This window comes from Pseudomonas sp., assembly GCF_051660785.1.
Taxonomy (GTDB): Bacteria; Pseudomonadota; Gammaproteobacteria; order Pseudomonadales; family Pseudomonadaceae; genus Aquipseudomonas.
Genome location: NZ_JBOFQE010000088.1, coordinates 99,168 through 121,702, shown reverse-complemented (window position 1 = coordinate 121,702; position 22,535 = coordinate 99,168). Strand labels below are relative to the sequence as shown.

Genomic DNA, 22,535 nt, shown 5'->3' with positions numbered 1-22,535 from the left:
GGTCCGACGTTTCGGGAGGGTTGGGGTGAGGGGTGGATCTCATTGACACACCCCCACAATCACGCCCGACGCCACACACTCGCCAACCAAGGCTGCTGCTCCCGCGGCAGCCCCGCCGGCCGGTAGTAATGCTCCAACTCCACAAACCCCGCCCCAGTCAGCAATTGCTGCCACGCCGCCAGATCGTGATAAGCCCCATACCGCGGCCCATTCCAGCCTTCCTGATTCTCACCACGCGGATTAGAGCTGAACAACACACCACCCGGCTTCAACGCCCCGCGCAACTCCTTCAACACCCGAGGCAATTCCTGACGCGGGATATGAAACAGCACCGCATTGGCAAAAATCCCGTCGAAGCGTTCATTCGGCAGATCCAGCTTCAGAAAGTCCTGCTGCCACACCTCGCAACCACTGTCTTCACGCGCCATCTGCGCAAACTTCTCTGACCCATCCAGCCCGACAGCGGTGTGGCCCATGCGCGTGAACGTCTGCAAGTCACGCCCCGGCCCACAACCAAAATCGAGAATATCGAACGGCGCTTCGCCCTGAATATGCCGCAGCAGGGCGTCGATGTTCTGGCTGACATCGTGATCGCGAGTGCCCTCGCGAAAACCTTCGGCCACCGAGTTGTAATGGCCCAGGGTGGTGGAGGTGATCTGCTCGAGGTCGTCGGGGGTTTGTTTCATGGTCGGCTGCACAGGCAATGGGGATTTGCCGAATATACGCCATGAGGCCGGTGGCTGCTGCGCAGCCAATCGCGAGCAGGCTCGCTCCCACATTGGATCTCCGGCGTACACACAAATTGTGTTCACTGAAGATCAACTGTGGGAGCGAGCCTGCTCGCGATGGCGGTATCACTGACCACCGATGACTCAGCCCTGCTTCATCCCCAAACAATCAATGGAACGATCAACCATGGCTTTGGCAATCTCCAGCAAATGCCAGACAGAAAACACCATGGCTCTGTCCGCCCCTTTCAGGTGATCGCCGCATTGATACGCCGTGACCGAAGCGCAACGCAGCAGGTCCGCGACATAGAGTTGGGTGTCTTCGAAACTCACGTCTTCGCTGACGTTGTAGAACCGCAGTTCATCGGGTGCTGAAGGCTGTTCTCCGGTGAGGTAGAAATCGATGGCGCGGTAAAGCGCGGAACGCTCTCTTGGCGGATCGTCGGCGGGTTTGCCTTCGGTGGTTGTCTCGGGAGGTGGATCGGGGACAGATCTTTTCATTGGTAAAACTCCGGTGATTAGTTGGAGCCAACCGATCTCGCGACTAAACGAATTAGGGGTGGCGGCTGCACGCAGGTTAGTCGACCGGACACCGGGAACCGGCGCACCCGAAGGTGCCCTACGCACAGCCACCATAGATTTCAGGCAAAGGAAATGCCTGAGAGTGGGTGGCGCTATGCGTCCGGTCCGGGCGACTAAACCCGATCACTGATGAGCAGTGACGGACGGAGACTAGCCACGAGAATCCACCGGCGCAAGCGAGCGGAATGATCTAGGAAATGTCCTGCAAATGAAAGGGAACAGGGCTGTAAGCACACTGATTTTCCTGTGGGAAATGTTCCCTCCACAGCGAGGGAAATTGCCTGTGCCGATGACGCCTTTGTGGCGAGGGGGTTTACCCCCGTTGGGCTGCGCAGCAGCCCCAAAACCTGCCGACCTGATTTGCCTGACACACCTCTTTGAATGGCTTTGGGGGCTGCTTCGCAGCCCAACGGGGGTAAACCCCCTCGCCACAAAAGCCCTTCAGCCGCACCGCATTCAGCGCTTGTTGAGTGCGCGAGCCAACCGATCCCCGCCCAACTGAATCACCGCCACCAACACCACCAGCAACACAATCACCGTCAACATAATCTGGCTATCAAACCGCTGATACCCATACCGATACGCAATGTCCCCCAATCCGCCCGCGCCAATCGCCCCGGCCATGGCAGACGAGTTGATCATGGTCACCAACGTAATCGTGAAACCACCGACAATCCCCGGCAGCGCCTCAGGCAACAGCACATGCCAGACGATGTGCCAGCGCCGGCACCCCATCGCTTGCGCGGCTTCGATCAATCCATGATCCACCTCGCGCAAGCTGACTTCGGCAATGCGCGCAAAAAACGGCGTGGCCGCAATCGTCAGCGGCACCACGGCGGCCCAGACACCGTACGTGGTGCCGACGATCAACCGGGTAAACGGAATCAGCGCCACCATCAGAATCAGAAACGGGATCGAGCGGAACAGGTTGACGAAGGCGCCCAGTGCGCGGTTCAGCGCCGGTGCCTCGTAGATGCCGCCCTTGGAACTGGTGACCAGAATCACCGCCAACGGAATGCCCGCCAGCAGCGCAATCAGCGACGACACGCCGACCATCAAGAACGTGTCGATGAAACCTTGCAGCAAGCGATCAAACCACATAACCCACTACCTCCGCCTGTTGCGCCCAGTTACCGGCCCGTTGACGCAATTCTTCAGCGTCGAGCGCCGAGCCGGTCACTGCCAGCAGCAGTTGTCCCAGCGCATGGCCCTGAATCCGTTCCACGCCACCTTGCAGCAACCGCACGCGGCCACCGAGGGCGCTGAAAAGTGCAGCCAGATCCGGTTCGTCCGTGGCGCTGCCGGTGAATTGCAAACGCAACACCACCGCCGCGTCCGAGGACTGTGGTTGCGGGCGCAAACGGCTTTGCAGTTCCTCCGGTAGCGCGTGTTGCAGCGGCGCGAGCAAGGTCTTGCTGACCTCATGCTGCGGGTTGCCGAATACTTCCCACACCGGCCCTTGTTCGACGATTTGCCCGTGTTCCAGCACCACGACCCGATCACAGATATCGCGAATCACCGCCATCTCGTGGGTGATCAGCACAATGGTCAAACCCAGGCGCTGATTGATCTCGCGCAGCAGGCCGAGGATCGATTGCGTGGTCTCCGGGTCCAGCGCCGAAGTAGCTTCGTCGCACAGCAGGATTTCCGGGTCGTGCACCAGTGCGCGGGCGATGCCGACGCGTTGTTTCTGCCCGCCGGACAACTGCGCCGGATAAGCCTTGTGCTTGCCTTGCAGGCCCACCAGCTCCAGCAGTTCGCGGACTTTCTGTTCGCGTTTTTCCTTGGGTACACCGGCGACTTTCAGCGGCAACTCGACGTTTTGCCAAACGGTCTTGGCCGACATCAGGTTGAAGTGCTGGAAGATCATGCCGATCCGTCGGCGCAGCGCGACCAGGCGATCTTCATCGAACTCGCCGATGTCCACTTGATCGATCAGCACCCGGCCGGTGCTCGGTTGTTCGAGACGGTTGATGGTGCGGATCAGCGACGACTTGCCGGCACCGCTGCGACCGATGATGCCGAACACTTCACCGCGCTGGATCGCCAGGTCGATGCCGTGCAACGCCGCCACCGGACCTTGCTGGCCGGTGTAGGTTTTACCCAGACCGACGAAGCGCACGTGGGCACGGCTGAGCTCCGGGTGCAGCTCCTTTTGTTCGGCTTTATGTGGCTCTGGAATTTCCAGTCGCCGTTGGATCGCGGCCGTCATCCTCAGCTTTCCCAGCCGGCTTGATAGAGCTTGCCGTGGGCTTTATCCAGCGCTGCACGAACGGCCGGCGAGTGCTGGTAGATATCGACGAACTTGATCAGGCGCGGGTCGGTTTTGCTTTTTGGCTGGATCACGAACTGGATCACGTATTCCTTGTGATCGAGGCCATCAAACAGCAATGCCGAACCGGCATCGAAAGTCTTCGACAGACGAATGTAGGCCGGGTAGCCCTGGACCAGATCGGCGTCGTCATAAGCGCGCACCAGTTGCACGGCTTCAACCTGGAGGATTTTGATTTTCTTCGGGTTGGCGATGATGTCTTCTTCGGTGGCCTTGTAGCCGACACCCGGTTTGAGCGTGATCAAACCGGCCTTGGCCAGCAGTTGCAGGCCGCGACCGCTGTTGATCGGGTCGTTGGCGATGGCGACGCTGGCGCCTTCGGGCAGTTCGTCGAAGCTTTTGTATTTCTTCGAGTAGAGGCCGACATTGTTGATGATCCCCGGCGCGAACGGCACCAGGTCAAAACCGGCGGCGGCCTTGGCGTTTTCCAGGAACGGGACGTGCTGGAAGTAGTTCACGTCGATGTCGCCGGCCGCGAGGCTGACGTTGGGGGCGATCCAGTCGCTGAACTCCACCAGGTCGACTTGCAGGCCTTGTTTTTTGGCTTCTTCGACGGCGGCTTCCAGCGGGATGGCGAAGGCGGCGGTGGTGCCGACTTTCAACGGCGCGTCGGCGGCGAAGGTGATGGAGCTGAAGAGGCCGAGGGCCAGGGCCAGTGCTTTGACTGGGTGGGAGAGGGAGTTCTTTTTCATGAGGTTTTTTCCAGTCAGGGCATAAATTTGGAGTGTTTGTCAGGGCCTCATCGCCAGCAAGCCAGCTCCTACAGGGGAATGCGTTGTCCTTGTAGGAGCCGGCTTGCTGGCGATGCTTTTAGCGGCGAAACGCGGAGCCCGTGTGTTGCTCAGGCAAATGCGCCTCACCGTGAAACAGCTTTTCCCGCAGGCTGCCGTCGTCATAAGCCGTCTTGTACGACCCACGCCGCTGCAACTCCGGAATCACCAAGTCGATGAAGTCCACATAGCTTTCCGGCGTGACAATGCGCGTCAGGTTGAAGCCATCCAGCCCGGTCTCGGCGATCCACGATTCCAGTTCATCCGCCACTTGTTCAGGTGAACCGACCACCGTGATGTAGCGGCCACCGAGGGCGTGCTGCTCGAGCAATTTGCGTCGGGTCCAGTCGTTGTTCTGCAGGTTCTTGGTGGCCGACTGGATCGCGTTGCTCTTCACGTACTGGATCGGTTCGTCGATCTCGTATTCGGAGAAATCGATCCCGGTCGACGCCGAGAAATGTGCCACGCCTGCTTCAGCGCTGGCGTAACTGAGGTACTCGGCGTGCTTCTTCCAGGCAAGCTCTTCGGTGGCGCCGACAATCACGTTCAGCCCCATGAACACCTTGATGTCTTCGGGATTGCGCCCGGCTTCAACAGCGCTGGCGCGGACCTTGTCCACCTGAACCTTTGTCGACGGTTTGTTCTGCCCGCTGATGAACACGCACTCGGCGTGACGTCCGGCGAACAGCAAGCCGCGATCGGAACTGCCGGCCTGGAACAGCACCGGCGTGCGCTGCGGTGACGGCTCGCAGAGGTGATAACCCTCGACCTGATAGAACTCGCCCTTGTGCTCGACCTTGTGCACTTTCGCAGGTAAGGCGTAGATCCGTTGCTGCGGGTCATTCAGCACCGCGCCGTCTTCCCAACTGCCTTCCCAGAGTTTGTAGAGCACTTCCAGATACTCATCGGCCTGGTCGTATCGACGGTCGTGTTCCACCTGTTCGCTCAGGCCCATGGCTTTGGCGGCGCTGTCGAGGTAGCCGGTGACGATGTTCCAGCCAACCCGGCCGCGACTCAAGTGATCGAGCGTCGACATGCGTCGAGCGAACAGATACGGCGGTTCGTACGTCAGGTTGGCGGTCAGGCCGAAGCCGAGGTTTTTCGTCACCGCCGCCATGGCCGAAACCAGCAACAGCGGATCGTTGACCGGCAGCTGGATCGACTCTTTCAGCGGTACGTCGACCGAGTTTTGGTAAACGTCGTACACCCCGACGATGTCCGCGATGAACAAGCCGTCGAACAACCCGCGTTCCAGTAACTGCGCCAGTTCGGTCCAGTATTCGAGGGTTTTGTACTGGGTGGAGGTGTCCCGTGGATGCGTCCACAGGCCATGGTTGATGTGCCCGATGCAGTTCATGTTGAACGCGTTGAGCAGGATCTTCTTTTTCGCCTCGGTCATTAGATGGTCCCTCGCAACGGAGGGTTTTCATCGTTGAGGTAGTAATTGCCGACGGCGTGATATTTCCAGCGCACCGGGTCATGCAGCGTGTGAACCCGTGCGTTGCGCCAGTGGCGATCGAGGCCGTGTTCGATCAGCGTCGCCTGGCTGCCGGCCAGTTCAAACAGCGTGCTGCCGGCAGCGAGGGAAATGTCGGTGCTGATGGCGCGGGCTTCGGCGACGGCAATCGAGGCCGCGGCGACCGTCTCGGCGTTGGGGTTGGCCTGGGCCTTGTCGAGGAATTCGCCGGAGCGCTCCAGCAAGGCTTCGGCGGCGTGCAGGCGAATGCTCAGGTGGCCGAAGCTCTTGAGGGTCAGCGGGTCGTCAGTGGCTTTTTCATGGGTGGCGTCGATCCACGGCCGGGTTTTGGTGCGCACGAAGTGCAGTGCATCTTCGTAAGCGGCGCGGGCGATGCCGGTGTCGATGGCGGCGTGAAGAATCTGCGCCAGCGGGCCGACCGTGGTCGGGCGTTCGAAGGCACTTTGAAACGGGATCACGTCTTCGGCGGCGACGTAGACGTCTTCGAACACCACCGAACCGCTGCCGGTGGTGCGCTGGCCGAAGCCGCTCCAGTCGTCGATGACGGTCAGGCCTTTGCTGTTGTGGGGGACGAACGCCAATTGCTGCACGCCGTTTTCATCCACGACCGAGGTCGGAATGCGTTGCGCGTAGATCGCGCCGGTCGCGTAGAACTTGCGACCGTTGATGCGATAGCCGTCAACGTCGCGTGTCAGGCTGGTGGCACGGTCGTGGGCGGTTTTGGTGCCCAGTTCCGCCAAGGCATTGCCGAAGCGTTGGCCGGCCAGCACTTCGGCGTACAGGCGTTTTTTCTGCTCTTCGCTGCCGTTCACGCGCAGCACTTCGAGGGCGTAGAAATGGTTTTGCGGGATCTGTCCGAGCGAGCCGTCAGCCTGGGCAATCAGTGCGATCACCTTGGCCAGGGTCACGTTGGAAACACCGGCGCCGCCGTATTCCTTGGGCACGCTGATGCCCCAGAGCCCCGAGCGGGAAAACACTTCCAGCTCCGGGTGCGGCAGGCGACGTTCGCGGTCGCGCAGGGCGCTGTCGCGTTTGAAGTCGTCGGCCAGGTCACTGGCGACGATCAGGGCTTGCTCATCGCTGGTTATGACCGCGACGTGGTGAGAAAGAGTCATGTGTTTCTCCAGAGATCTGGTCAAAAGTGTTCTGGTCGTTAGATCCAGGAGTGGCGAGCGGGCAGCGTGCCGTTCAAGTGATAGGTGCCGACCGCGTGATACTTCCAGCGCACCGGATCGTGCAGCGTGTGCACACGGGCGTTGCGCCAGTGGCGGTCGAGGTTGAATTCGGCGAGGGTGGCGCGGCTGCCGGCCAGTTCGAAGAGCTTTTCGCTGGCGAGCAGCGAGATTTCGGTGGTCAGCACTTTCGCTTCGGCCACGGCAATCGAGGCGCGTGCGGCGGACTCGGCCGTGAGTGGCGCGGCGTTGACCTGATCGAGCACTTGCCCGGCCTTGCGCAGCAGCGCTTCGGCGGCGTGCAGTTCGATTTTCAACTTGCCGATATCGGCGATGACGTAAAGGTCATCGCTAGCCCGTTCGACCTTGGCGTCGATCCACGGCCGGGCACGGGTTTTCACGAACTCGATGGCGTCATCGATGGCGCCTCGGGCGATGCCGGCGTCGATGGCCGCTTGAATCAGTTGCGACACGGCGCCCTGGATGTTTGGGCTGTCGTTGATCTTCCAGTTGTCTACCACCAGCTCGGCGTCGACGCGCACATTGTTGAGCAAAATCGTGCCGCTGGCGGTGGTGCGCTGACCGAAGCCGGACCAGTCATCAACGATGCGCAGGCCCGGCGTGCCGCGACGGACGAAGGCCAACACTTGCTTGCCGTCGTCGTTCAGCGCCTTGACCGCCACCCAATGGGCAAACAGCGCGCCAGTGGAGTAAAACTTCTGCCCGCTGATGACAAAACCGTCACCGTCAGCGGTGATGCGTGCCTTGAGTTCGAGGGTGTTTTTGGTGCCGCGTTCCGGCCCGGCATTGCCGATGCGCCAGCCTTCGAGCACGCTTTTGAACAGCTGTTTTTTCTGCGCCTCGGTGGCGCTGCCGAGCACCAGGTTGAGGATGCCGAACTGGTTCTGCGGGATCTGTCCCAGTGCCGGGTCCGCCGCGGAAATGATCGCGAAGACCTCGGCGAGGGTGACGAACGAAACCTGCGGGCCGCCGTACTCGCGCGGGATGGAAATGCTGCCCAATCCGCTGCGGGTGAACTGTTCGATTTCCGACCACGGCAGCTTGCGCTGGCGGTCACGTTTGGCGGCTTGCAGGCGGGCGACTTGCGCCAGCTCATGGGCCGCCTTGATGGCTTGTGCGTCGTTGCGCAAGACCTGCGCGGGCAACAACAACGGGGCGATGTCCAGATCACTCTGGACGATTGCATCTGCCAGACTGGACATCAGTGCCGCTCCTTGGCTGCACGCAATGCCCTGGCGATCTGCACTGGGGTGATTGTGTTCCGGACCATACCTACCTCACATCTCATGGGTCGCCGCGATGGTTGCGGCGCGATAAAAACAAGAATGTCCGGTGGTCCGGTCTATATACCCTAATCGCGTGTAAAAAATTAATAAACTAACTTTTGGGAATATGCATAGAAGGGCGTCTGTTCGTGGTGCAACAGTTGTTTATGCAGCAACACTTGCGCTTGTCGCCGCTGGCGAAGCCCTGTGGGAGCGAGCCTGCTCGCGATTGCGGTGCTTCAGTCGACTTCATTGTTGGCTGACAGTCAGCTATCGTCGGAACGCCGCCCGGAGCCGGCTCGCTCCCACAGTGGGCGGCGGTGCTTTCACTTCTTGCGCGGTTCGGCGGCTTTCAATTCCTCTTTGAACGGCACTTTCAGGTAGGGATTGGCGCAACCGATCTTCAACCTGCGCGGTGGTGCCCAGCCGGAGTTGTTGCCCACGCGGTCGAGGATGCAGTAGGTCACTTCCAACCGAAGGTCTTCGCCGGCTTCGAGAATGATCGCCGGTGGCACCCAGACTTGAATCGGCTGGCCCACCTCATCAGCCTTGAGTGGTGGCAAGTCCATGCGCACATCACCCCAGCGCAGGGTAATTTCATCGTCGACGGCCATGTTCAGGTATGGCTCGATGGTCAACGGCACACCCCGCTTGATCTGGTTCGGATTGACACCCTGACGGCGAATGGTTTCCGGGATGCCGACCGCTGCCAGGTGCTCGTTTTCGTGACCACACAGCGTGAGCGGCTGGCCGCCCGGGCAATCGAGCTTGATCTGCACCCGAGTGGCGAGTGACAGCGCCGGTCCTTGTCCGACCTGCATGACGCGGTAGTGAATGCAGGAAGAGCCATTGGCGATAAAGCTTTGCGGCACACGCAGGCTGGCGACTTCGCCGACATCATCGGCCGCGAGGACGCGCGAGGCGACGTAGCAGTTGTCCCAGAACAGTTCGATCAGGTCGCCTTCGTCCATGCCGGGGTAGGGAGCCACGTCGACCAGCAGATGGGCCGCCGAAGTGACATTGATGCTGCTCTTGTGAGACTGCGCCAGGGTAGGGGCCGCAAGTCCGGATTTATTCGAGATGCTTTTCATGGGTTTCTCCTTGAAGCCTTGCAGCGAAGTCCGTTTCTGAAAGATCGAAAGGCGTGTATTACCGAGCAACAAAGTTGTTCACTATTTGCAAGTTTAAATAATGACCTGGAACGATGGCTGGCGCCTGCTGGCGACTAGATAAGAGTGCGCTTGAATAGGTGTCAATAGGGATGGTTAGTTAAGTAGTGTATTCAGTGTTATTCAGAAAGATCCTACATCTTGAAGTTAAGAAGCCGCACCGCTCTGTCGAATTTGGCCACGTATTTGTCGATTTTCAGGCATGTGCGGCGGCGACCGTGTGCTGGGGGATGGCGTTGGATTCGGCGAATTTCAGGCGAGTCGAATCTGTTGCAGGACATATATATGTACCGCATGCGGTTAAAGAAACTAATCTATTGTTCGAAGCGACAATGAGAGAGTCAGACGGCGGGGTTAGTTGTCACTTCCATCCATGGAAGTTGACAAGTAATGATGCAGTATCAGTGGTTGGCGTTATTCAGAAACTTGCTGAGAAACTGCTTCGTGCGCTCTTCTTTCGGATTGGCAAACAGCGCCTTGGCTTCGCCTTGCTCGACGATCACACCTTTGTCGAAAAACACCACACGGTTGGCCACGTCCCGGGCAAAGCCCATTTCGTGGGTGACGATGACCATGGTGCGCTTCTCCTCGGCCAGGCTGCGGATGGTCGCCAGCACTTCACCCACCAGCTCCGGATCGAGCGCTGAGGTAGGTTCATCGAACAGGATCACTTCCGGTTCCATCGCCAGCGCACGGGCAATCGCCACTCGCTGTTGCTGACCACCGGAAAGGCGTCGCGGATACGCGTCTTCCTTGCCCGCCAGGCCAACCCTGGCCAAGAGCTTTTTACCCAGGGCAACGGCGTCGGCGTGCGGGATCTTCTTCACGATGATCGGGCCTTCGATGACGTTTTCCAGGGCGGTGCGATGAGGGAACAGGTTGAAGTTCTGGAACACGAAGCCGACGTGCTGACGCAAGCGCCGCACCAGGCTCTGCTGCTGGTTCAACGGGCGGCTGCCATCGATCTCGATGTCACCGACCTTGATCCGGCCGCTCGTGGGTTCTTCGAGAAAATTCAGGCATCGCAGGAAGGTGGTTTTACCCGAGCCGCTAGGCCCGATAATCGCCACCACCTCGCCTTCCTTCACTTCCAGATCGATGCCGTTGAGCACCACTTGACCCTTGAACTGCTTTGTCAGTTTTTCCACGACAATCATTGGGTCAGGACTCCTGGTCGTGCCGATTGACCCGCTCTTCCAACTTGTTCTGCAGGTGCGAGAGCACCGTGGCCAGAATCCAGTAGATCAGCGCGGCGGCAAGGTACATGGTGAACACTTCGAAGGTGCGTGCTGTGATCAGCTGCGCCTGGCGGAACAGCTCCGGCACCTGGATGGTGGCGGCCAGCGCGGTGTCCTTGACCAGCGAAATGAAGCTGTTACCCAGCGGCGGCAATGCGGTGCGCATCGCTTGCGGGATGATGGCCCGACGCAGGGTCTGCGCACGGGTCATGCCGATGCTGGCGGCAGCTTCCCACTGACCGCGCTCGATGGAGCTGATCGCGGAACGCAGGATTTCACACGCGTAAGCGGCCATGTTCAGCGAGAAGCCGATCAGGGCCGCCGGCAGCGGATCGAGTTCCATGCCCAATTGCGGCAAGCCGTAATAGATCACGAACAGTTGCACCAGCAACGGCGTGCCGCGAAAGAACGACACGTAGATGCGGGCGATCCAGCTCACCAGCTTGAAGCGCGACAGGCGCATCAGTGCCAGGCCGAAGCCCAGCATGAGGCCGAAGAACATCCCGCCCAGGCTCAAGATGACCGTGTAGTAGGCCCCCTTGAGCAGGAAAGGCAGGGAGTCCAGTGCGAGTTGGAAAGCTTCTTCCATTATTGGGTGACGTCAGCGCTGAAGTATTTTTCCGAAAGCTTTTTCAGCGTACCGTCGGCACGCAGCTTGTCGATGGCTTTGTTCACCGCAGCCAGCAACTCAGGCTCGCCTTTGCGCAGGGCAATACCGGCTTCCTGACGGGAGAACGCTTCGCCGGCGGCGACAGTGTCCTTGGCCTTCTTGGCGTATTCCAGTGCGGCGAGGCGATCGATCAGAATGGCGTCGATGCGGCCGACACGCAGATCCTGGAACTTGGTCGGATCATCGTCATAGGTTTTGATAATGGCTTTAGGCTGATTGTCCTTGAGCCATTGTTCGTAGTTGGTGCCCAGGCCTACGCCGACTTTCTTGCCGTCCAGATCGGCGGCGGTCTTGATGGTGTCTTTGTTCTTGGTCAGAACCAGCGCCTGAATCCCGGAAACGGTGTACGGCTCGGAGAAGTCATACTTCTTCTTGCGCTCTTCGGAGATGGTCACCTGGTTGATCACTGCGTCCAGACGCTTGGATTCCAGCGCCGCGAGGATGCCGTCCCATTTGGTCGGTTGCAGTTTGACCTTCACGCCCAGCTCTTTGGCCAGGGCTTCGGAGAACTCGACTTCGAAGCCGGCCAGTTTGCCGTCGGCGTCGACGAAGCTGAACGGTGGGTAAGTGCCTTCCAGACCGACGTTGATCACGCCCGCGTTCTTGATTTTTTGCAGCTGCTCACCGGCAACCGCTTGCCCCAGCAGACCGGCGCTCAGCGCCAGGCCAAGCGAACCGACCAGCAGATTTCGACGTAGTGCGGAAAAATTCATGACAAGCCCCTGTGTTTTCTTATGAAGACGCTTTTAGGAATGTTGGCAAAATCGGGATTTGGACGACTGCAATATCCTGCCCTAAAGCAGCGTATGCGTCTCGCTGCAAATTCGCCTGCGGCGTGACTATATGATGGTGCTTTTAGATAGGAAAATAATAAATATTGTGTTTTTTATTCTTTTATAGAATATCAGGCTGATGCAATACCCTTTGGCGAGGGAGCTTGCTCCCGCTCGGCTGCGCAGCAGTCGCAATCGCAGTCTCCGCGGAACAACTGAGAAACCGTTCGTGCAGATCCTGGGGGCGCTGCGCACCCCAGCGGGAGCAAGCTCCCTCGCCACAGAACGATCACTACAGAAAGTCTTTGTAGGCAAACAACGCCGGCGCCCCACCGGTGTGCAGGAAGATGATCGGGCCGTCGTTGAAGCGCTGACGCCCAATGCCATCAAGCAACCCGGCCATGGCTTTACCGGTGTAAACCGGATCCAGCAACAACCCTTCCTGACTCGCCACCAGCTTCACCGCCGCCAGCGTCCCGGCATTCGGCTCGCCATAGCGTGGGCCAAAATACTCGTCCCACAACTCGACTTTGAAACTCACCGGCAGGTTCACGCCCAGCAACTCGGCCGTGCGCTCGGCCAGGCCCTGGACTTTCGGGCGCTGATCTTCATCGCTACGGGAAACCGTGACACCGATCACTGGCAAATCCGGCAGTACTTCACTCAGTGCCAGCGCCAGGCCACTGTGGGTCCCGGCGCTGCCCGAGGCGAGGACCACAGCGGCAAATTCCAGGCCGGTGTCCTTGATCTGTTCCGCCAGTTCCAGCCCGGCGCGCACATAACCCAAGGCGCCCAGTGCATTAGAGCCGCCAATCGGCACCAGATACGGCTTCTTTCCGTTGTTGCGTAGACGATCGGCCAGGGCTTGCAGTTGCTCGTCGGCGTTGTCGAGGTTCTCCACCAGCTCGACTTTGGCATCGAACAGATCCAGCAGCAGCCGATTGCCGTTGCCGAGATAGTTGGCGTCGTCGGTGCCCAAGGGGTTTTCCAGCAGTGCGACGCAGCTCAGGCCAAGTTTGGCGGCAATGGCCGCGGTCTGACGCACGTGGTTGGACTGAAGCGCGCCAGCGGTAATCAGTGTGTCGGCGCCCTGGGCCAAGGCATCGGCCGCCAGGTATTCAAGTTTGCGCAGCTTGTTGCCGCCCATGGCCAGCGGTGTCAGGTCATCGCGTTTGACGTACACATCGCGGCCGAGCCAGGTCGACAGGCGTTCGAGTTTTTCAAGTGCAGTAGGGTGGCCGAGGAGGTCGAGGCGGTTAAAGCGGGCAAGCTGTTGTTTGATCATGGGTCCGTACTGGCCAAGGGAGATGTCAGGACTATAGGCACGCCAATATGCGTGGGCAACCGCCAATCGCATATATCCAAAAGTGCTGAACACAGCACAATTGGTTCTTAATTCGGCTTCCGGACCTTGCCGTAAAGTAATCGCCGATAGCGCGGCCAGACAGTCCGGCCGCCCGTGAGGAGTTTTTACCGTGAGCGAGCGTTCCAGCCATTGGCAATTGCAGACCATCGTCAGCCAACTGCGTACGGCACGCGATCAGTGGCGTGCACAGAACGGCCGCGCCAGCGGCGAGCAGGGCGGTCGAGAGTTGCCTTCCCGAGCGGCCATGGCGGAGATTCTTGAGGCGCTGTGCGGTGCCCTGTTTCCGATGCGTCTGGGGCCGGTGGATTTGCGTGAGGAGAGTGAAGACTTCTACGTCGGCCACACGCTGGATGTCGCGCTGAACGCGTTGCTGGCGCAGGCGCGACTCGAACTGCGTTACGCCGCTCGCCACAGCGCCGAGGCCGACACCGAAGTCGAGGCCAAGACCATTGCGATCATTCAGGACTTCGCCCTCGCCCTGCCGGGGCTGCGCAGCTTGCTGGACACCGATGTGCTGGCGGCCTACCACGGCGACCCGGCGGCCCGTAGCGTCGATGAAGTGTTGCTGTGCTATCCCGGCATTCTGGCGGTGATTCACCATCGCCTGGCACACCATTTGTACCGCGCGGGTCTGCCGCTGCTGGCACGGATCAGCGCGGAAATCGCCCACTCGGCCACCGGTATCGACATTCATCCAGGGGCGCAGATCGGTCGCAGCTTCTTCATCGATCACGGGACGGGTGTGGTGATCGGCGAGACGGCGATCATTGGTGAGCGTGTGCGGATTTATCAGGCCGTGACGCTGGGCGCCAAGCGCTTCCCGTCGGATGAGGACGGGCAGTTGCAGAAGGGCCATCCACGGCATCCGATTGTTGAGGATGATGTGGTGATCTATGCCGGCGCGACGATTTTGGGACGGATCACCATCGGCAAGGGTTCGACCATTGGCGGCAATGTCTGGCTGACCCGCAGTGTGCCGGCTGGGTGCAACCTGACGCAGGCTAATTTGCAGCATGATGATGGGACGCAAAAATAAATCCCGAAATCTCGGCTGACTGAACTGGCCTCATCGCGAGCAGGCTCGCTCCCACAGTGGATGGGTGTTGGACCACTGTTTTGTGGACGACACTTATCCCTGTGGGAGCGAGCCTGCTCGCGATTGGTTTCAAGCCGAACCAAATACTGGCATCCAGCTAATTTCCCTCTGAACGAATTCTCCAAATCCCCCGTCATACCCATCCTTGAGCTAGCGTAAAGGCACCAGATTTTGTGGCGAGGGAACTTGCTCCCGCTCGGGTGCGAAGCAGCCGTATCTTTGCAAACAACCGGGTGCCGCTGCGCGGCACAACGGGAGCAAGCTCCCTCGCCACAGGGTACCGCCGAGCCCTGCGATTAGTCCTTAGCACCCTATTCATGTTTAACTTGAACGCTCATTCAAGTTAAACCGCCGGTTTGCTGCCCGTTCACAACAGGAGGCTTGCCTTGCCGAGTCCGTTACCGATTGACCTGTTTCACCCCTTCGAGGTGCACCTTTCATGAGTGCATCGTCCCTCCCTCCAAGCGGCCAGGTCCGCATGAATCCGCCGGTGTTTTACTTCGCCGCGACGTTCATTCTGCTGTTCGGCATCGTCGTCATCGCCATGCCTGAACAGGCCGGCGCCTGGCTGCTGGAAGCGCAAAACTGGGCGGCCAATACGGTCGGCTGGTATTACATGCTCGCGATGACGCTGTATCTGGTCTTCGTGGTGGTCACCGCCTTGTCCGGCTACGGCAAGATCAAGCTCGGTGCCGACCACGACGAGCCCGAATTCAGCTACCTGTCCTGGGCCGGCATGCTGTTCGCCGCCGGGATCAGCATTACGCTGTTCTTCTTTTGCGTGTCCGAACCGCTGACCCATTTGGCGCAACCGCCCCAAGGCGAGGCCGGCACGGCGGATGCGGCGCGTCAGGCGATGCAGATTCTGTTTCTGCACTGGGGCCTGCACGGCTGGGGCGTATTCGCCTTTGTCGGTATGGCGCTGGCTTACTTTGCTTATCGACATAACCTGCCGCTGGCCTTGCGCTCGGCGCTCTACCCGCTGATCGGCAAGCGCATCAACGGCCCGATCGGTTACGCGGTGGACGGCTTCGGCATCATCGCCACCGTGTTCGGCCTCGGCGCCGACATGGGCTTCGGGGTGTTGCACCTCAACTCGGGTCTGGACTACCTGTTCGGCATCGCTCACACCCAGTGGATTCAGGTCGGCCTGATCACGCTGATGATGGGCGCGGCGATCCTCGTTGCAGTGTCCGGCGTCGACAAGGGCGTGCGCGTGATGTCCGACATCAACATGCTGCTGGCCTGTGCGCTGCTGCTGTTCGTGTTGTTTGCCGGTCCCACGCAGCACCTGCTCAACACCCTGATCCAGAACATCGGCGACTACCTCGGCGCGTTGCCGATGAAGAGTTTCGACCTCTACGCCTATGACAAGCCTAGCGACTGGCTGGGCGGCTGGACGGTGTTCTATTGGGCGTGGTGGATCGCATGGTCGCCGTTCGTGGGCTTGTTCATCGCGCGGATTTCCCGTGGCCGGACCATCCGCGAATTCGTCTTCGGCGTGTTGCTGATTCCGCTCGGTTTCACCCTTGCGTGGATGTCGATCTTCGGCAACAGCGCCATCGACCAGGTGCTCAACCACGGCATGACCGCACTCGGTATGTCGGCCATCGACAACCCGTCGATGACCCTTTACCTGCTGCTGGAAACTTACCCGTGGAGCAAAACCGTCATTGCGGTGACGGTGTTCATCAGCTTCGTGTTCTTCGTGACGTCTGCCGACTCCGGCACCGTGGTGCTGTCGACGCTGTCCGCCAAGGGCGGCAACCCGGATGAAGACGGGCCGAAATGGCTGCGGGTGTTCTGGGGCGCGATGACCGCGCTGGTGACCAGTGCGCTGCTGTTCTCCGGCAGCATCGATGCGCTGAAATCAGCGGTGGTGCTGACCTCGTTGCCGTTCTCCATGATCTTGCTGCTGATGATGTGGGGGCTGCACAAGGCGTTCTATCTGGAATCGCAGAAGCAGATCGCGCAGCTGCATTCCCTGGCGCCGGTGTCCGGCTCTCGACGAGGTGGCTGGCGTCAACGCTTGACCCAGGCCGTGCATTTCCCGTCTCGCGATGAGGTGTACCGCTTCCTCGATACGACGGTGCGCCCGGCGATCGAAGAAGTCTCGGCGGTGTTCGTCGAGAAGGGTTTGAACGTGGTCACGCAGCCGGACCCGGCCAACGACAACGTCAGCCTGGAGATCGGTCACGGTGAGGAGCATCCGTTTATCTATCAGGTGCAGATGCGTGGCTACTTCACGCCGTCATTTGCCCGTGGCGGCATGGGTTCCAAGGAACTCAACAACCGTCGTTATTACCGGGCGGAAGTGCATTTGAGCGAGGGCAGTCAGGACTACGATCTGGTGGGTTACACCAAGGAGCAGATCATCAACGACATCCTTGATCAGTACGAACGGCATTTGCAGTTCTTGCACTTGGTGCGTTGATCGCCGCGGCTGTGCTGTTCACGTTTCGGTGCTCAGGACCATGAACAGCACCATCGCCGCTACCGGTACACCGAACACGGCGCTGCCAACCACCAGTTCCGTGCTCAACGGCTGACCGGCATGCACCATGCCGACCGCGCCGTTGATCAGCGTCAGGGCCAGCCACAGAACCACAAAACTGTAGGCCAGGGTCTGGCGGCTGAAGCCGATTTTCTCGCCGATGAACAGCATCAGCGCCAGCAGGATCAGGCCGAAGGTGATGATGATCGTGGTGTGCATGGTGCGTTCCGCCCTTTAGATGTGTGCTGCCCTCAAGACCGCCTTCGCGGGCAAGCCCGCTCCCACATTGATCCCGGCTGCTCACAAAATTTGTGTTCAAAGATGTTCCCCTGTGGGAGCGAGCCTGCTCGCGATTTGGGGTCACTGCGGTCTCAAGTTGAGCATAGTTAAACCAGCCCACCATTAGCCCGCAGAATCTGTCCATTGACCCAAGCCGAATCCGGCCCAACCAAAAACGACACCACACGAGCAATATCCTCCGGCTGACCCAGACGTTCCAGCGGAGGCATCTTGGCGAAGTTCTGGATCTGTTCTTCGCTCTTGCCGTGCAAAAACAACTCGGTTGCCACCGGCCCCGGTGCCACAGCGTTGACGGTGATGTTGCGACCGCGCATTTCCCTGGCAAACACCTGAGTCAGCGACTCCACTGCCGCTTTGCTGGCGATGTACACCGCGTAGCCCGGCAGGTTGAGGCCGACGGTGCTGCTCGAGAAGTTGACGATTCGCCCGCCGTTATTCAAGCGCGTTGCTGCTTCACGCAAGGTGTTGAAAGTGCCGCGCGCATGGATGTTGAAGGTCTGTTCGAACAGCTCATCGGTGTGTTGCGCCAGCGGCATCACTTTAAGAATGCCGGCGTTGTTGATCAGCACATCGACCTTGCCCAGTTGCGTTTCAGTCTCGTCGAACATCCGGCGCACGTCGTCAGCGTTGGCCACGTCGGCTTTGACCGCTATGGCTTGATGGCCAGCCTGACGCAGTTCAACAACCAGTTTCGAGGCTTCGGTGGCGCTGCTGGCGTAGTTGATGGCTACGGCGAAACCTTCGCTGGCCAGTTGTCTGGCGATCACCGCGCCGATGCCGCGGGAGGCGCCGGTCACGATGGCAACTTTGGAAGTTTGAGCAGTCATGGCGGTGATTCCTTTGAGGGTGTTTGCTGGGGTTGAAGGCAGATTCACATGTTTACTAAGGTCAATAAATGCACGAGAGTTGCCTTGACTGTTCAATAATCGCCAACAATCGAGTTTCAGGAGCAACGTCGTGGATCAAGTCAAAGCGATGAAGGTCTTCGTGCGAATCTACGAGCGCAGCAGTTTCACGCTGGCCGCCGAAGACCTGAATCTGCCGCGCGCGACGCTGACCCATACCCTGAATCAATTCGAAGCATGGCTCGGTACGCGACTACTGGAACGCAGCACACGAAAAGTACGCCCGACGCTGGACGGCGAGGCCTATTACCAGCGTTGTGTGCACTTGCTGGCAGAACTGGAAGAAGCCGAACTGGCGTTTCGCGGCTGCGCACCCAAAGGCCGGTTGCGCGTCGATTTGCATGGCACCCTGGCGAAGCACTTTGTAATCCCGGCATTGCCACAATTGATGGCGCGTTACCCGGACATCGAACTGTCCATCAGCGAGTCCGACCGTTTTGTCGACTTGATCGCAGAAGGCGTCGACTGCGTACTGCGCGCCGGCACCTTGAGCGATTCGGCACTGATCGGAAAACGCATCGCCAACCTGCGCCAGATCACCTGCGCCAGCCCCGCGTACCTGCGCAAATACGGCGAACCGAAAAACCTTGAAGACCTCAAACACCACCGGGCGGTGAACTACGTCTCGCGCACCACCGCGAAGTTGTTCCCCTTCGAATTCGTGGTCGATGGCGAGCTCAAAGAAGTCGCCATTGATGGCGCGGTTTCAGTGTTCGGTGCGGAAATTTACGCGGCATCGGCGATAGCCGGGCTCGGCCTGATCCAGTGTCCGCATTACCGGATGGAAACGCAGATTTCCCAAGGCCTGGTGCAGGAAGTCCTGATCGACACGCCACCCCCGCCGATGCCGGTTTCGGTGCTGTATCCCCACAACCGACACATGTCGCCACGGGTTCGGGTGTTTGTGGATTGGTTGGGGGAAGTGTTTGCGGGGGCACAGTAGCCGCTGGTCCGGGAGCAAAATCCGATTGCGCCAGAACCGCTAGTATTTATCAGAGTGTGTATGGTGTGTATAAAAAAGACGTTCGTCGCGTAATGTGCACAGCAGAAGCTGCCCACAAGGACGAAGGTGATGCGAAGTCGAGAAATGATCAGGATGATCGAGGAGGATGGTTGGTATCTGGTGGCCGTGAAAGGCAGCCACCATCAGTACAAACATCCGGGCAAGCCTGGAAGGGTGACGATAAAACACCCTGACTCGGATCTTCCAAAAGGAACGATCAACAGCATATTGAAACAGGCGGGTCTGAAATGAGGCCCGAGATCGGAAACGAGAGCCTTGAAGGGGCTACATCACAGGAAGGACTCACCGAAATGAAATTCCCGGTCGTTCTGCACAAGGATGCCGACTCAGACTACGGAGTGATTATCCCGGACGTACCGGGTTGCTTCTCCGCAGGCGCAACTGTGGCGCAGGCATTTGAAAACGTAAAAGAGGCGTTGTCACTGCACTACGAAGGCCTGGTCGCCGATGGCGATCCACTGCCGCAAATACGCGAGATCGATGCTCACCTTGATAACCCCGATTACGCTGGTGGCGTGTGGGGTGTGGTCGAGTTCGATATAACGCCGTACTTTGGCAAGTCAGTGCGTTTCAATGCCACATTGCCGGAGCAGTTGCTTGAGCGTATCGATCAAACGGTCAGGCGGGACCAGCGCTACAGTTCAAGGTCAGGCTTTTTGGCCGCTGCCGCGCTACGTGAGTTGTCGGCTTAAACGTTGAAGGATTAAAAATCTGTGAAACGTTTCAGCATTTTCTCGAGTCGGAGGTTTATCGGCGTTTGTCTGGGCGTATGCTGGGCAACTCGCGAAGCAGTCGATGCCAACTTCAAGACAGACAAGAGAGGATTCGATGACTTACACCGCTGCCGAAAACCGCTACGACTCTATCCCTTACCGCCGCGTAGGCCGCAGCGGTCTGGTGTTGCCGGCGCTGTCCCTGGGGCTGTGGCACAACTTCGGCGACAGCACGCCGATCGACACTCAGCGCTCGCTGTTGCGTACCGCGTTCGACCTGGGCATCAACCACTTTGACCTGGCCAACAACTATGGCCCGCCCTACGGAAGCGCCGAAATCAACTTCGGTCGTTTGCTGCGTGAGGACTTCAAGCAGTACCGCGACGAGTTGATTATCTCGAGCAAGGCTGGTTGGGACATGTGGCCCGGGCCTTACGGTCAGGGTGGTGGTTCGCGTAAATACGTGTTGGCCAGCCTCGACCAGAGCCTGCAGCGTTTGGGCCTGGACTACGTGGACATCTTTTATTCCCATCGCTTCGACCCGGACACGCCGCTGGAAGAAACCGCCAGTGCGCTGGCCACCGCCGTGCAGCAGGGCAAGGCGTTGTACATCGGTATCTCGTCGTATTCCGGGGTGAAAACCCGTGAGATGGCGGCGCTGTTGAAAGAGTGGAAAGTGCCGTTGCTGATTCACCAACCGGCGTACAACCTGCTCAATCGCTGGGTTGAAAAGGATCTGCTGGATGTCACCGACGAACTAGGCACCGGCGTCATTGCGTTCACGCCGTTGGCGCAAGGTTTGTTGACCGACAAATACCTCAATGGCATTCCGAAAGATGCGCGGGTCAATCGTCCGGGCGGTGGTTCGTTGCAGGAATCTCATCTGTCCGAAGCCAACATCGCCCATGTGCGTGGGCTCAACGAAATCGCCAAGCGTCGCGGTCAGAGCCTGGCGCAACTGGCGTTGGCGTGGACGCTGCGCGACCCTCGCGTGACCTCGGCGTTGATCGGTGCGAGCCGGCCGGAGCAGATTATCGAGAACGTCGGGGCGTTGAAGAACTTGAGCTTTAGCGCGGAGGAACTGGCGGAGATTGACCGGTTTGCCCAGGAGGGCGGGATCAATCTTTGGGAGAAGCCTTCGACCGCTGAGTAAATTCGATCGAGTGTTTAGACTGAATCAAGCATCCCCTCGTAGGGGAAGGGATGCATGATTTACATTGAGGGGGAGACGCGGTCGTTATTTTTTGCTTGGGAAGCCGAGTATCTCTGCAGTTTCGTTAAAAAACGTATCCTTCGCAGATCTCTTTCTTAGCTGCATGTCGATCACCTGTGATTGATCTGGGAGGGTAAAGTAACCCTTGTCCAGGCTACATAGGCTTTCAAGAATCGGCAGAGGTAGTCCCAGTAGCTGCCTGACTTGAGATCGGGAAAGTACCTTGTTTTCCACGAGCATTTTCACGCCTCGAGCAATTAACTGTGGTCTTTCAAAGTCGAAATCCCCATCCATGGGCTCACCCTTGACCCAGCCTCTTGCTGACCTGGCTTTCCACAATCTTGTTGTCGTAGTGTCGTTGATTATCTCTAGGTCTAGACATCTACGAACCATCGCTGCCACGGAGACCTTCCAGCGTGGTTTCAGTGCTAGCAAGGTATCCAGCGTAGGCCACCGAATCTCCCTCAGGAAGCTTTCTGCTGGCATCAGGAATGCGCTTGCAAATCGATGTGCCTGTGATTCAAGCAGTGCGTAATTCGATTCGTATTGTTCCTTGGAAATATGCCGATGGAGAACAATATGTCCAAGCTCATGGGCCGCATCGAATCGATTCCGTATGCCGTTCGCCTTGTCTGCGACAAGGAGTACATAAGGTCGCTGATCCAACTCATACCAATTTGATACACCATCCATTTTCAGATGGCCGAGCGTGGTTCGAGTGCAGACGATACCGGCATTCTCCAGAACATGAACGACATTGGGTATGGGAGCAATTCCTAGCCCCCATGCTTGACGACATTCGCTAGCCATTCTTTCGATTTCTTCGTCAGAAATCAGAAGGCAATTGCTTTCTTCAAGATGAGGAACATTAACAGCGACGAATTCAAGGCTTTCCTGAAGCTTGTAGGAGATGTCTTGAAGCCACTCCAAGCGTACCTCCGCTATTTCTCTTGCATTAGCGGTAGCACTCACCTGCGAGCGGAAGAAAAACGGCGTGTTTTCACTTGTTACGATTTGCTCCTCGAGCAGCCAGTTTTCACTGACGCCAAAGACCTCGCATAACCGCTGGAAAGCATCGGCTTCAGGAACCTGAAGCCCGTTCTCCCATTTAGAAATATTTCCAGAGGCGCGTCCCACCATTTCGGCCAAGGCGGTCTGGGTGATACCACACGTGAGCCGTAACTGTTTGAGACGCTCGGACTGAAAGCCCGCGACTCCAGTTCTCAT

At 58.8% G+C, this 22,535-nt stretch carries 22 protein-coding genes; 6 read left to right on the top strand and 16 right to left on the bottom strand.

What is annotated here, in order from left to right; all coding sequences use genetic code 11:
• Positions 1–59 precede the first annotated feature (59 nt).
• The 13 genes from ACRC4F_RS24385 to ACRC4F_RS24325 form a co-directional block, all read right to left on the bottom strand.
• Entirely contained in the window at positions 60–686 is a 627-nt protein-coding gene (locus ACRC4F_RS24385; protein WP_438661651.1) for a class I SAM-dependent methyltransferase, read from the bottom strand.
• A gap of 186 nt (positions 687–872) precedes the next feature.
• Positions 873–1,229, bottom strand: a complete 357-nt coding sequence (locus ACRC4F_RS24380) for a DUF6124 family protein (RefSeq protein WP_438661650.1) — start codon at positions 1,227–1,229, stop codon at positions 873–875.
• 537 nt (positions 1,230–1,766) lie between these two features.
• On the bottom strand, positions 1,767–2,411 hold the full coding sequence (locus ACRC4F_RS24375; protein ID WP_438661649.1) for a methionine ABC transporter permease: 645 nt from the start codon (positions 2,409–2,411) through the stop codon (positions 1,767–1,769).
• On the bottom strand, positions 2,401–3,522 hold the full coding sequence (locus ACRC4F_RS24370; RefSeq protein ID WP_438661648.1) for a methionine ABC transporter ATP-binding protein: 1,122 nt from the start codon (positions 3,520–3,522) through the stop codon (positions 2,401–2,403). Before ACRC4F_RS24370 ends, ACRC4F_RS24375 begins: the two co-directional genes overlap by 11 nt.
• Before the next feature lie 2 nt (positions 3,523–3,524).
• Complete coding sequence (locus ACRC4F_RS24365) at positions 3,525–4,334, bottom strand: MetQ/NlpA family ABC transporter substrate-binding protein (protein WP_438661647.1); 810 nt, start codon at positions 4,332–4,334, stop codon at positions 3,525–3,527.
• A 118-nt stretch (positions 4,335–4,452) separates the two neighbouring features.
• Complete coding sequence (locus tag ACRC4F_RS24360; RefSeq protein WP_438661646.1) at positions 4,453–5,811, bottom strand: LLM class flavin-dependent oxidoreductase; 1,359 nt, start codon at positions 5,809–5,811, stop codon at positions 4,453–4,455.
• Positions 5,811–7,004 (bottom strand): SfnB family sulfur acquisition oxidoreductase, encoded by a 1,194-nt coding sequence (locus tag ACRC4F_RS24355; protein ID WP_438661645.1) that lies wholly within the window; start codon positions 7,002–7,004, stop codon positions 5,811–5,813. The genes ACRC4F_RS24360 and ACRC4F_RS24355 overlap by 1 nt, the downstream gene beginning before the upstream one ends.
• Positions 7,005–7,042: 38 nt before the next feature.
• The gene (locus tag ACRC4F_RS24350) at positions 7,043–8,284 is read right to left on the bottom strand and encodes an SfnB family sulfur acquisition oxidoreductase (protein ID WP_438661644.1); all 1,242 of its coding nucleotides are present in this window, start codon (positions 8,282–8,284) and stop codon (positions 7,043–7,045) included.
• 389 nt (positions 8,285–8,673) lie between these two features.
• A complete protein-coding gene (locus ACRC4F_RS24345) occupies positions 8,674–9,438 on the bottom strand; it encodes a hypothetical protein (RefSeq protein ID WP_438661643.1) in 765 nt (254 codons plus the stop codon).
• Between the two features lie 479 nt (positions 9,439–9,917).
• Positions 9,918–10,673, bottom strand: coding sequence for an L-cystine ABC transporter ATP-binding protein TcyN (gene tcyN / locus ACRC4F_RS24340; protein WP_438661642.1), 756 nt, complete (start codon positions 10,671–10,673; stop codon positions 9,918–9,920).
• Positions 10,674–10,677: 4 nt separating this feature from the next.
• A complete protein-coding gene (gene tcyL / locus ACRC4F_RS24335) occupies positions 10,678–11,343 on the bottom strand; it encodes a cystine ABC transporter permease (RefSeq protein WP_010464804.1) in 666 nt (221 codons plus the stop codon).
• On the bottom strand, positions 11,343–12,137 hold the full coding sequence (gene tcyJ / locus ACRC4F_RS24330; RefSeq protein ID WP_438661641.1) for a cystine ABC transporter substrate-binding protein: 795 nt from the start codon (positions 12,135–12,137) through the stop codon (positions 11,343–11,345). The genes tcyL and tcyJ overlap by 1 nt, the downstream gene beginning before the upstream one ends.
• A gap of 352 nt (positions 12,138–12,489) precedes the next feature.
• Complete coding sequence (locus ACRC4F_RS24325; protein ID WP_438661640.1) at positions 12,490–13,482, bottom strand: D-cysteine desulfhydrase; 993 nt, start codon at positions 13,480–13,482, stop codon at positions 12,490–12,492.
• A gap of 190 nt (positions 13,483–13,672) precedes the next feature.
• Between ACRC4F_RS24325 and epsC the strand changes: the two genes are divergently transcribed.
• Together epsC and betT are read left to right on the top strand one after the other, a co-directional pair.
• Positions 13,673–14,599, top strand: a complete 927-nt coding sequence (gene epsC, locus ACRC4F_RS24320) for a serine O-acetyltransferase EpsC (RefSeq protein ID WP_438661639.1) — start codon at positions 13,673–13,675, stop codon at positions 14,597–14,599.
• Between the two features lie 538 nt (positions 14,600–15,137).
• Positions 15,138–17,093 (top strand): choline transporter BetT, encoded by a 1,956-nt coding sequence (gene betT / locus ACRC4F_RS24315; protein WP_438661688.1) that lies wholly within the window; start codon positions 15,138–15,140, stop codon positions 17,091–17,093.
• A gap of 18 nt (positions 17,094–17,111) precedes the next feature.
• Here the strand turns inward: betT and ACRC4F_RS24310 are convergent, their stop codons facing one another.
• Positions 17,112–17,372 (bottom strand): hypothetical protein, encoded by a 261-nt coding sequence (locus ACRC4F_RS24310; protein ID WP_109627310.1) that lies wholly within the window; start codon positions 17,370–17,372, stop codon positions 17,112–17,114.
• Positions 17,373–17,539: 167 nt separating this feature from the next.
• Positions 17,540–18,280 (bottom strand): SDR family oxidoreductase, encoded by a 741-nt coding sequence (locus ACRC4F_RS24305; RefSeq protein WP_438661638.1) that lies wholly within the window; start codon positions 18,278–18,280, stop codon positions 17,540–17,542.
• Between the two features lie 130 nt (positions 18,281–18,410).
• Between ACRC4F_RS24305 and ACRC4F_RS24300 the strand changes: the two genes are divergently transcribed.
• The 4 genes from ACRC4F_RS24300 (at position 18,411) to mgrA (ending at position 21,248) form a co-directional block, all read left to right on the top strand.
• A complete protein-coding gene (locus ACRC4F_RS24300; RefSeq protein WP_438661637.1) occupies positions 18,411–19,301 on the top strand; it encodes a LysR family transcriptional regulator in 891 nt (296 codons plus the stop codon).
• A 129-nt stretch (positions 19,302–19,430) separates the two neighbouring features.
• Complete coding sequence (locus tag ACRC4F_RS24295; RefSeq protein ID WP_065261145.1) at positions 19,431–19,613, top strand: type II toxin-antitoxin system HicA family toxin; 183 nt, start codon at positions 19,431–19,433, stop codon at positions 19,611–19,613.
• The gene (locus ACRC4F_RS24290; RefSeq protein ID WP_438661636.1) at positions 19,610–20,074 is read left to right on the top strand and encodes a type II toxin-antitoxin system HicB family antitoxin; all 465 of its coding nucleotides are present in this window, start codon (positions 19,610–19,612) and stop codon (positions 20,072–20,074) included. The genes ACRC4F_RS24295 and ACRC4F_RS24290 overlap by 4 nt, the downstream gene beginning before the upstream one ends.
• Before the next feature lie 136 nt (positions 20,075–20,210).
• Entirely contained in the window at positions 20,211–21,248 is a 1,038-nt protein-coding gene (mgrA, locus tag ACRC4F_RS24285) for an L-glyceraldehyde 3-phosphate reductase (RefSeq protein ID WP_102593420.1), read from the top strand.
• 84 nt (positions 21,249–21,332) lie between these two features.
• Here mgrA and ACRC4F_RS24280 read toward each other — a convergent pair whose 3' ends face one another.
• Positions 21,333–22,535 (bottom strand): helix-turn-helix domain-containing protein, encoded by a 1,203-nt coding sequence (locus tag ACRC4F_RS24280; RefSeq protein ID WP_438661635.1) that lies wholly within the window; start codon positions 22,533–22,535, stop codon positions 21,333–21,335.

Excerpts from the sequence above, each read along its gene's own strand:
- ACRC4F_RS24385 (WP_438661651.1), bottom strand. The coding sequence starts at position 686 with ATGAAACAAACCCCCGACGACCTCGAGCAGATCACCTCCACCACCCTG.
- ACRC4F_RS24380 (WP_438661650.1), bottom strand. The coding sequence starts at position 1,229 with ATGAAAAGATCTGTCCCCGATCCACCTCCCGAGACAACCACCGAAGGC.
- ACRC4F_RS24375 (WP_438661649.1), bottom strand. The coding sequence starts at position 2,411 with ATGTGGTTTGATCGCTTGCTGCAAGGTTTCATCGACACGTTCTTGATG.
- ACRC4F_RS24370 (WP_438661648.1), bottom strand. The coding sequence starts at position 3,522 with ATGACGGCCGCGATCCAACGGCGACTGGAAATTCCAGAGCCACATAAA.
- ACRC4F_RS24365 (WP_438661647.1), bottom strand. The coding sequence starts at position 4,334 with ATGAAAAAGAACTCCCTCTCCCACCCAGTCAAAGCACTGGCCCTGGCC.
- ACRC4F_RS24360 (WP_438661646.1), bottom strand. The coding sequence starts at position 5,811 with ATGACCGAGGCGAAAAAGAAGATCCTGCTCAACGCGTTCAACATGAAC.
- ACRC4F_RS24355 (WP_438661645.1), bottom strand. The coding sequence starts at position 7,004 with ATGACTCTTTCTCACCACGTCGCGGTCATAACCAGCGATGAGCAAGCC.
- ACRC4F_RS24350 (WP_438661644.1), bottom strand. The coding sequence starts at position 8,284 with ATGTCCAGTCTGGCAGATGCAATCGTCCAGAGTGATCTGGACATCGCC.
- ACRC4F_RS24345 (WP_438661643.1), bottom strand. The coding sequence starts at position 9,438 with ATGAAAAGCATCTCGAATAAATCCGGACTTGCGGCCCCTACCCTGGCG.
- tcyN (WP_438661642.1), bottom strand. The coding sequence starts at position 10,673 with ATGATTGTCGTGGAAAAACTGACAAAGCAGTTCAAGGGTCAAGTGGTG.
- tcyL (WP_010464804.1), bottom strand. The coding sequence starts at position 11,343 with ATGGAAGAAGCTTTCCAACTCGCACTGGACTCCCTGCCTTTCCTGCTC.
- tcyJ (WP_438661641.1), bottom strand. The coding sequence starts at position 12,137 with ATGAATTTTTCCGCACTACGTCGAAATCTGCTGGTCGGTTCGCTTGGC.
- ACRC4F_RS24325 (WP_438661640.1), bottom strand. The coding sequence starts at position 13,482 with ATGATCAAACAACAGCTTGCCCGCTTTAACCGCCTCGACCTCCTCGGC.
- betT (WP_438661688.1), top strand. The coding sequence starts at position 15,138 with ATGAATCCGCCGGTGTTTTACTTCGCCGCGACGTTCATTCTGCTGTTC.
- ACRC4F_RS24310 (WP_109627310.1), bottom strand. The coding sequence starts at position 17,372 with ATGCACACCACGATCATCATCACCTTCGGCCTGATCCTGCTGGCGCTG.
- ACRC4F_RS24305 (WP_438661638.1), bottom strand. The coding sequence starts at position 18,280 with ATGACTGCTCAAACTTCCAAAGTTGCCATCGTGACCGGCGCCTCCCGC.
- ACRC4F_RS24295 (WP_065261145.1), top strand. The coding sequence starts at position 19,431 with ATGCGAAGTCGAGAAATGATCAGGATGATCGAGGAGGATGGTTGGTAT.
- ACRC4F_RS24290 (WP_438661636.1), top strand. The coding sequence starts at position 19,610 with ATGAGGCCCGAGATCGGAAACGAGAGCCTTGAAGGGGCTACATCACAG.
- mgrA (WP_102593420.1), top strand. The coding sequence starts at position 20,211 with ATGACTTACACCGCTGCCGAAAACCGCTACGACTCTATCCCTTACCGC.
- ACRC4F_RS24280 (WP_438661635.1), bottom strand. The coding sequence starts at position 22,535 with ATGAGAACTGGAGTCGCGGGCTTTCAGTCCGAGCGTCTCAAACAGTTA.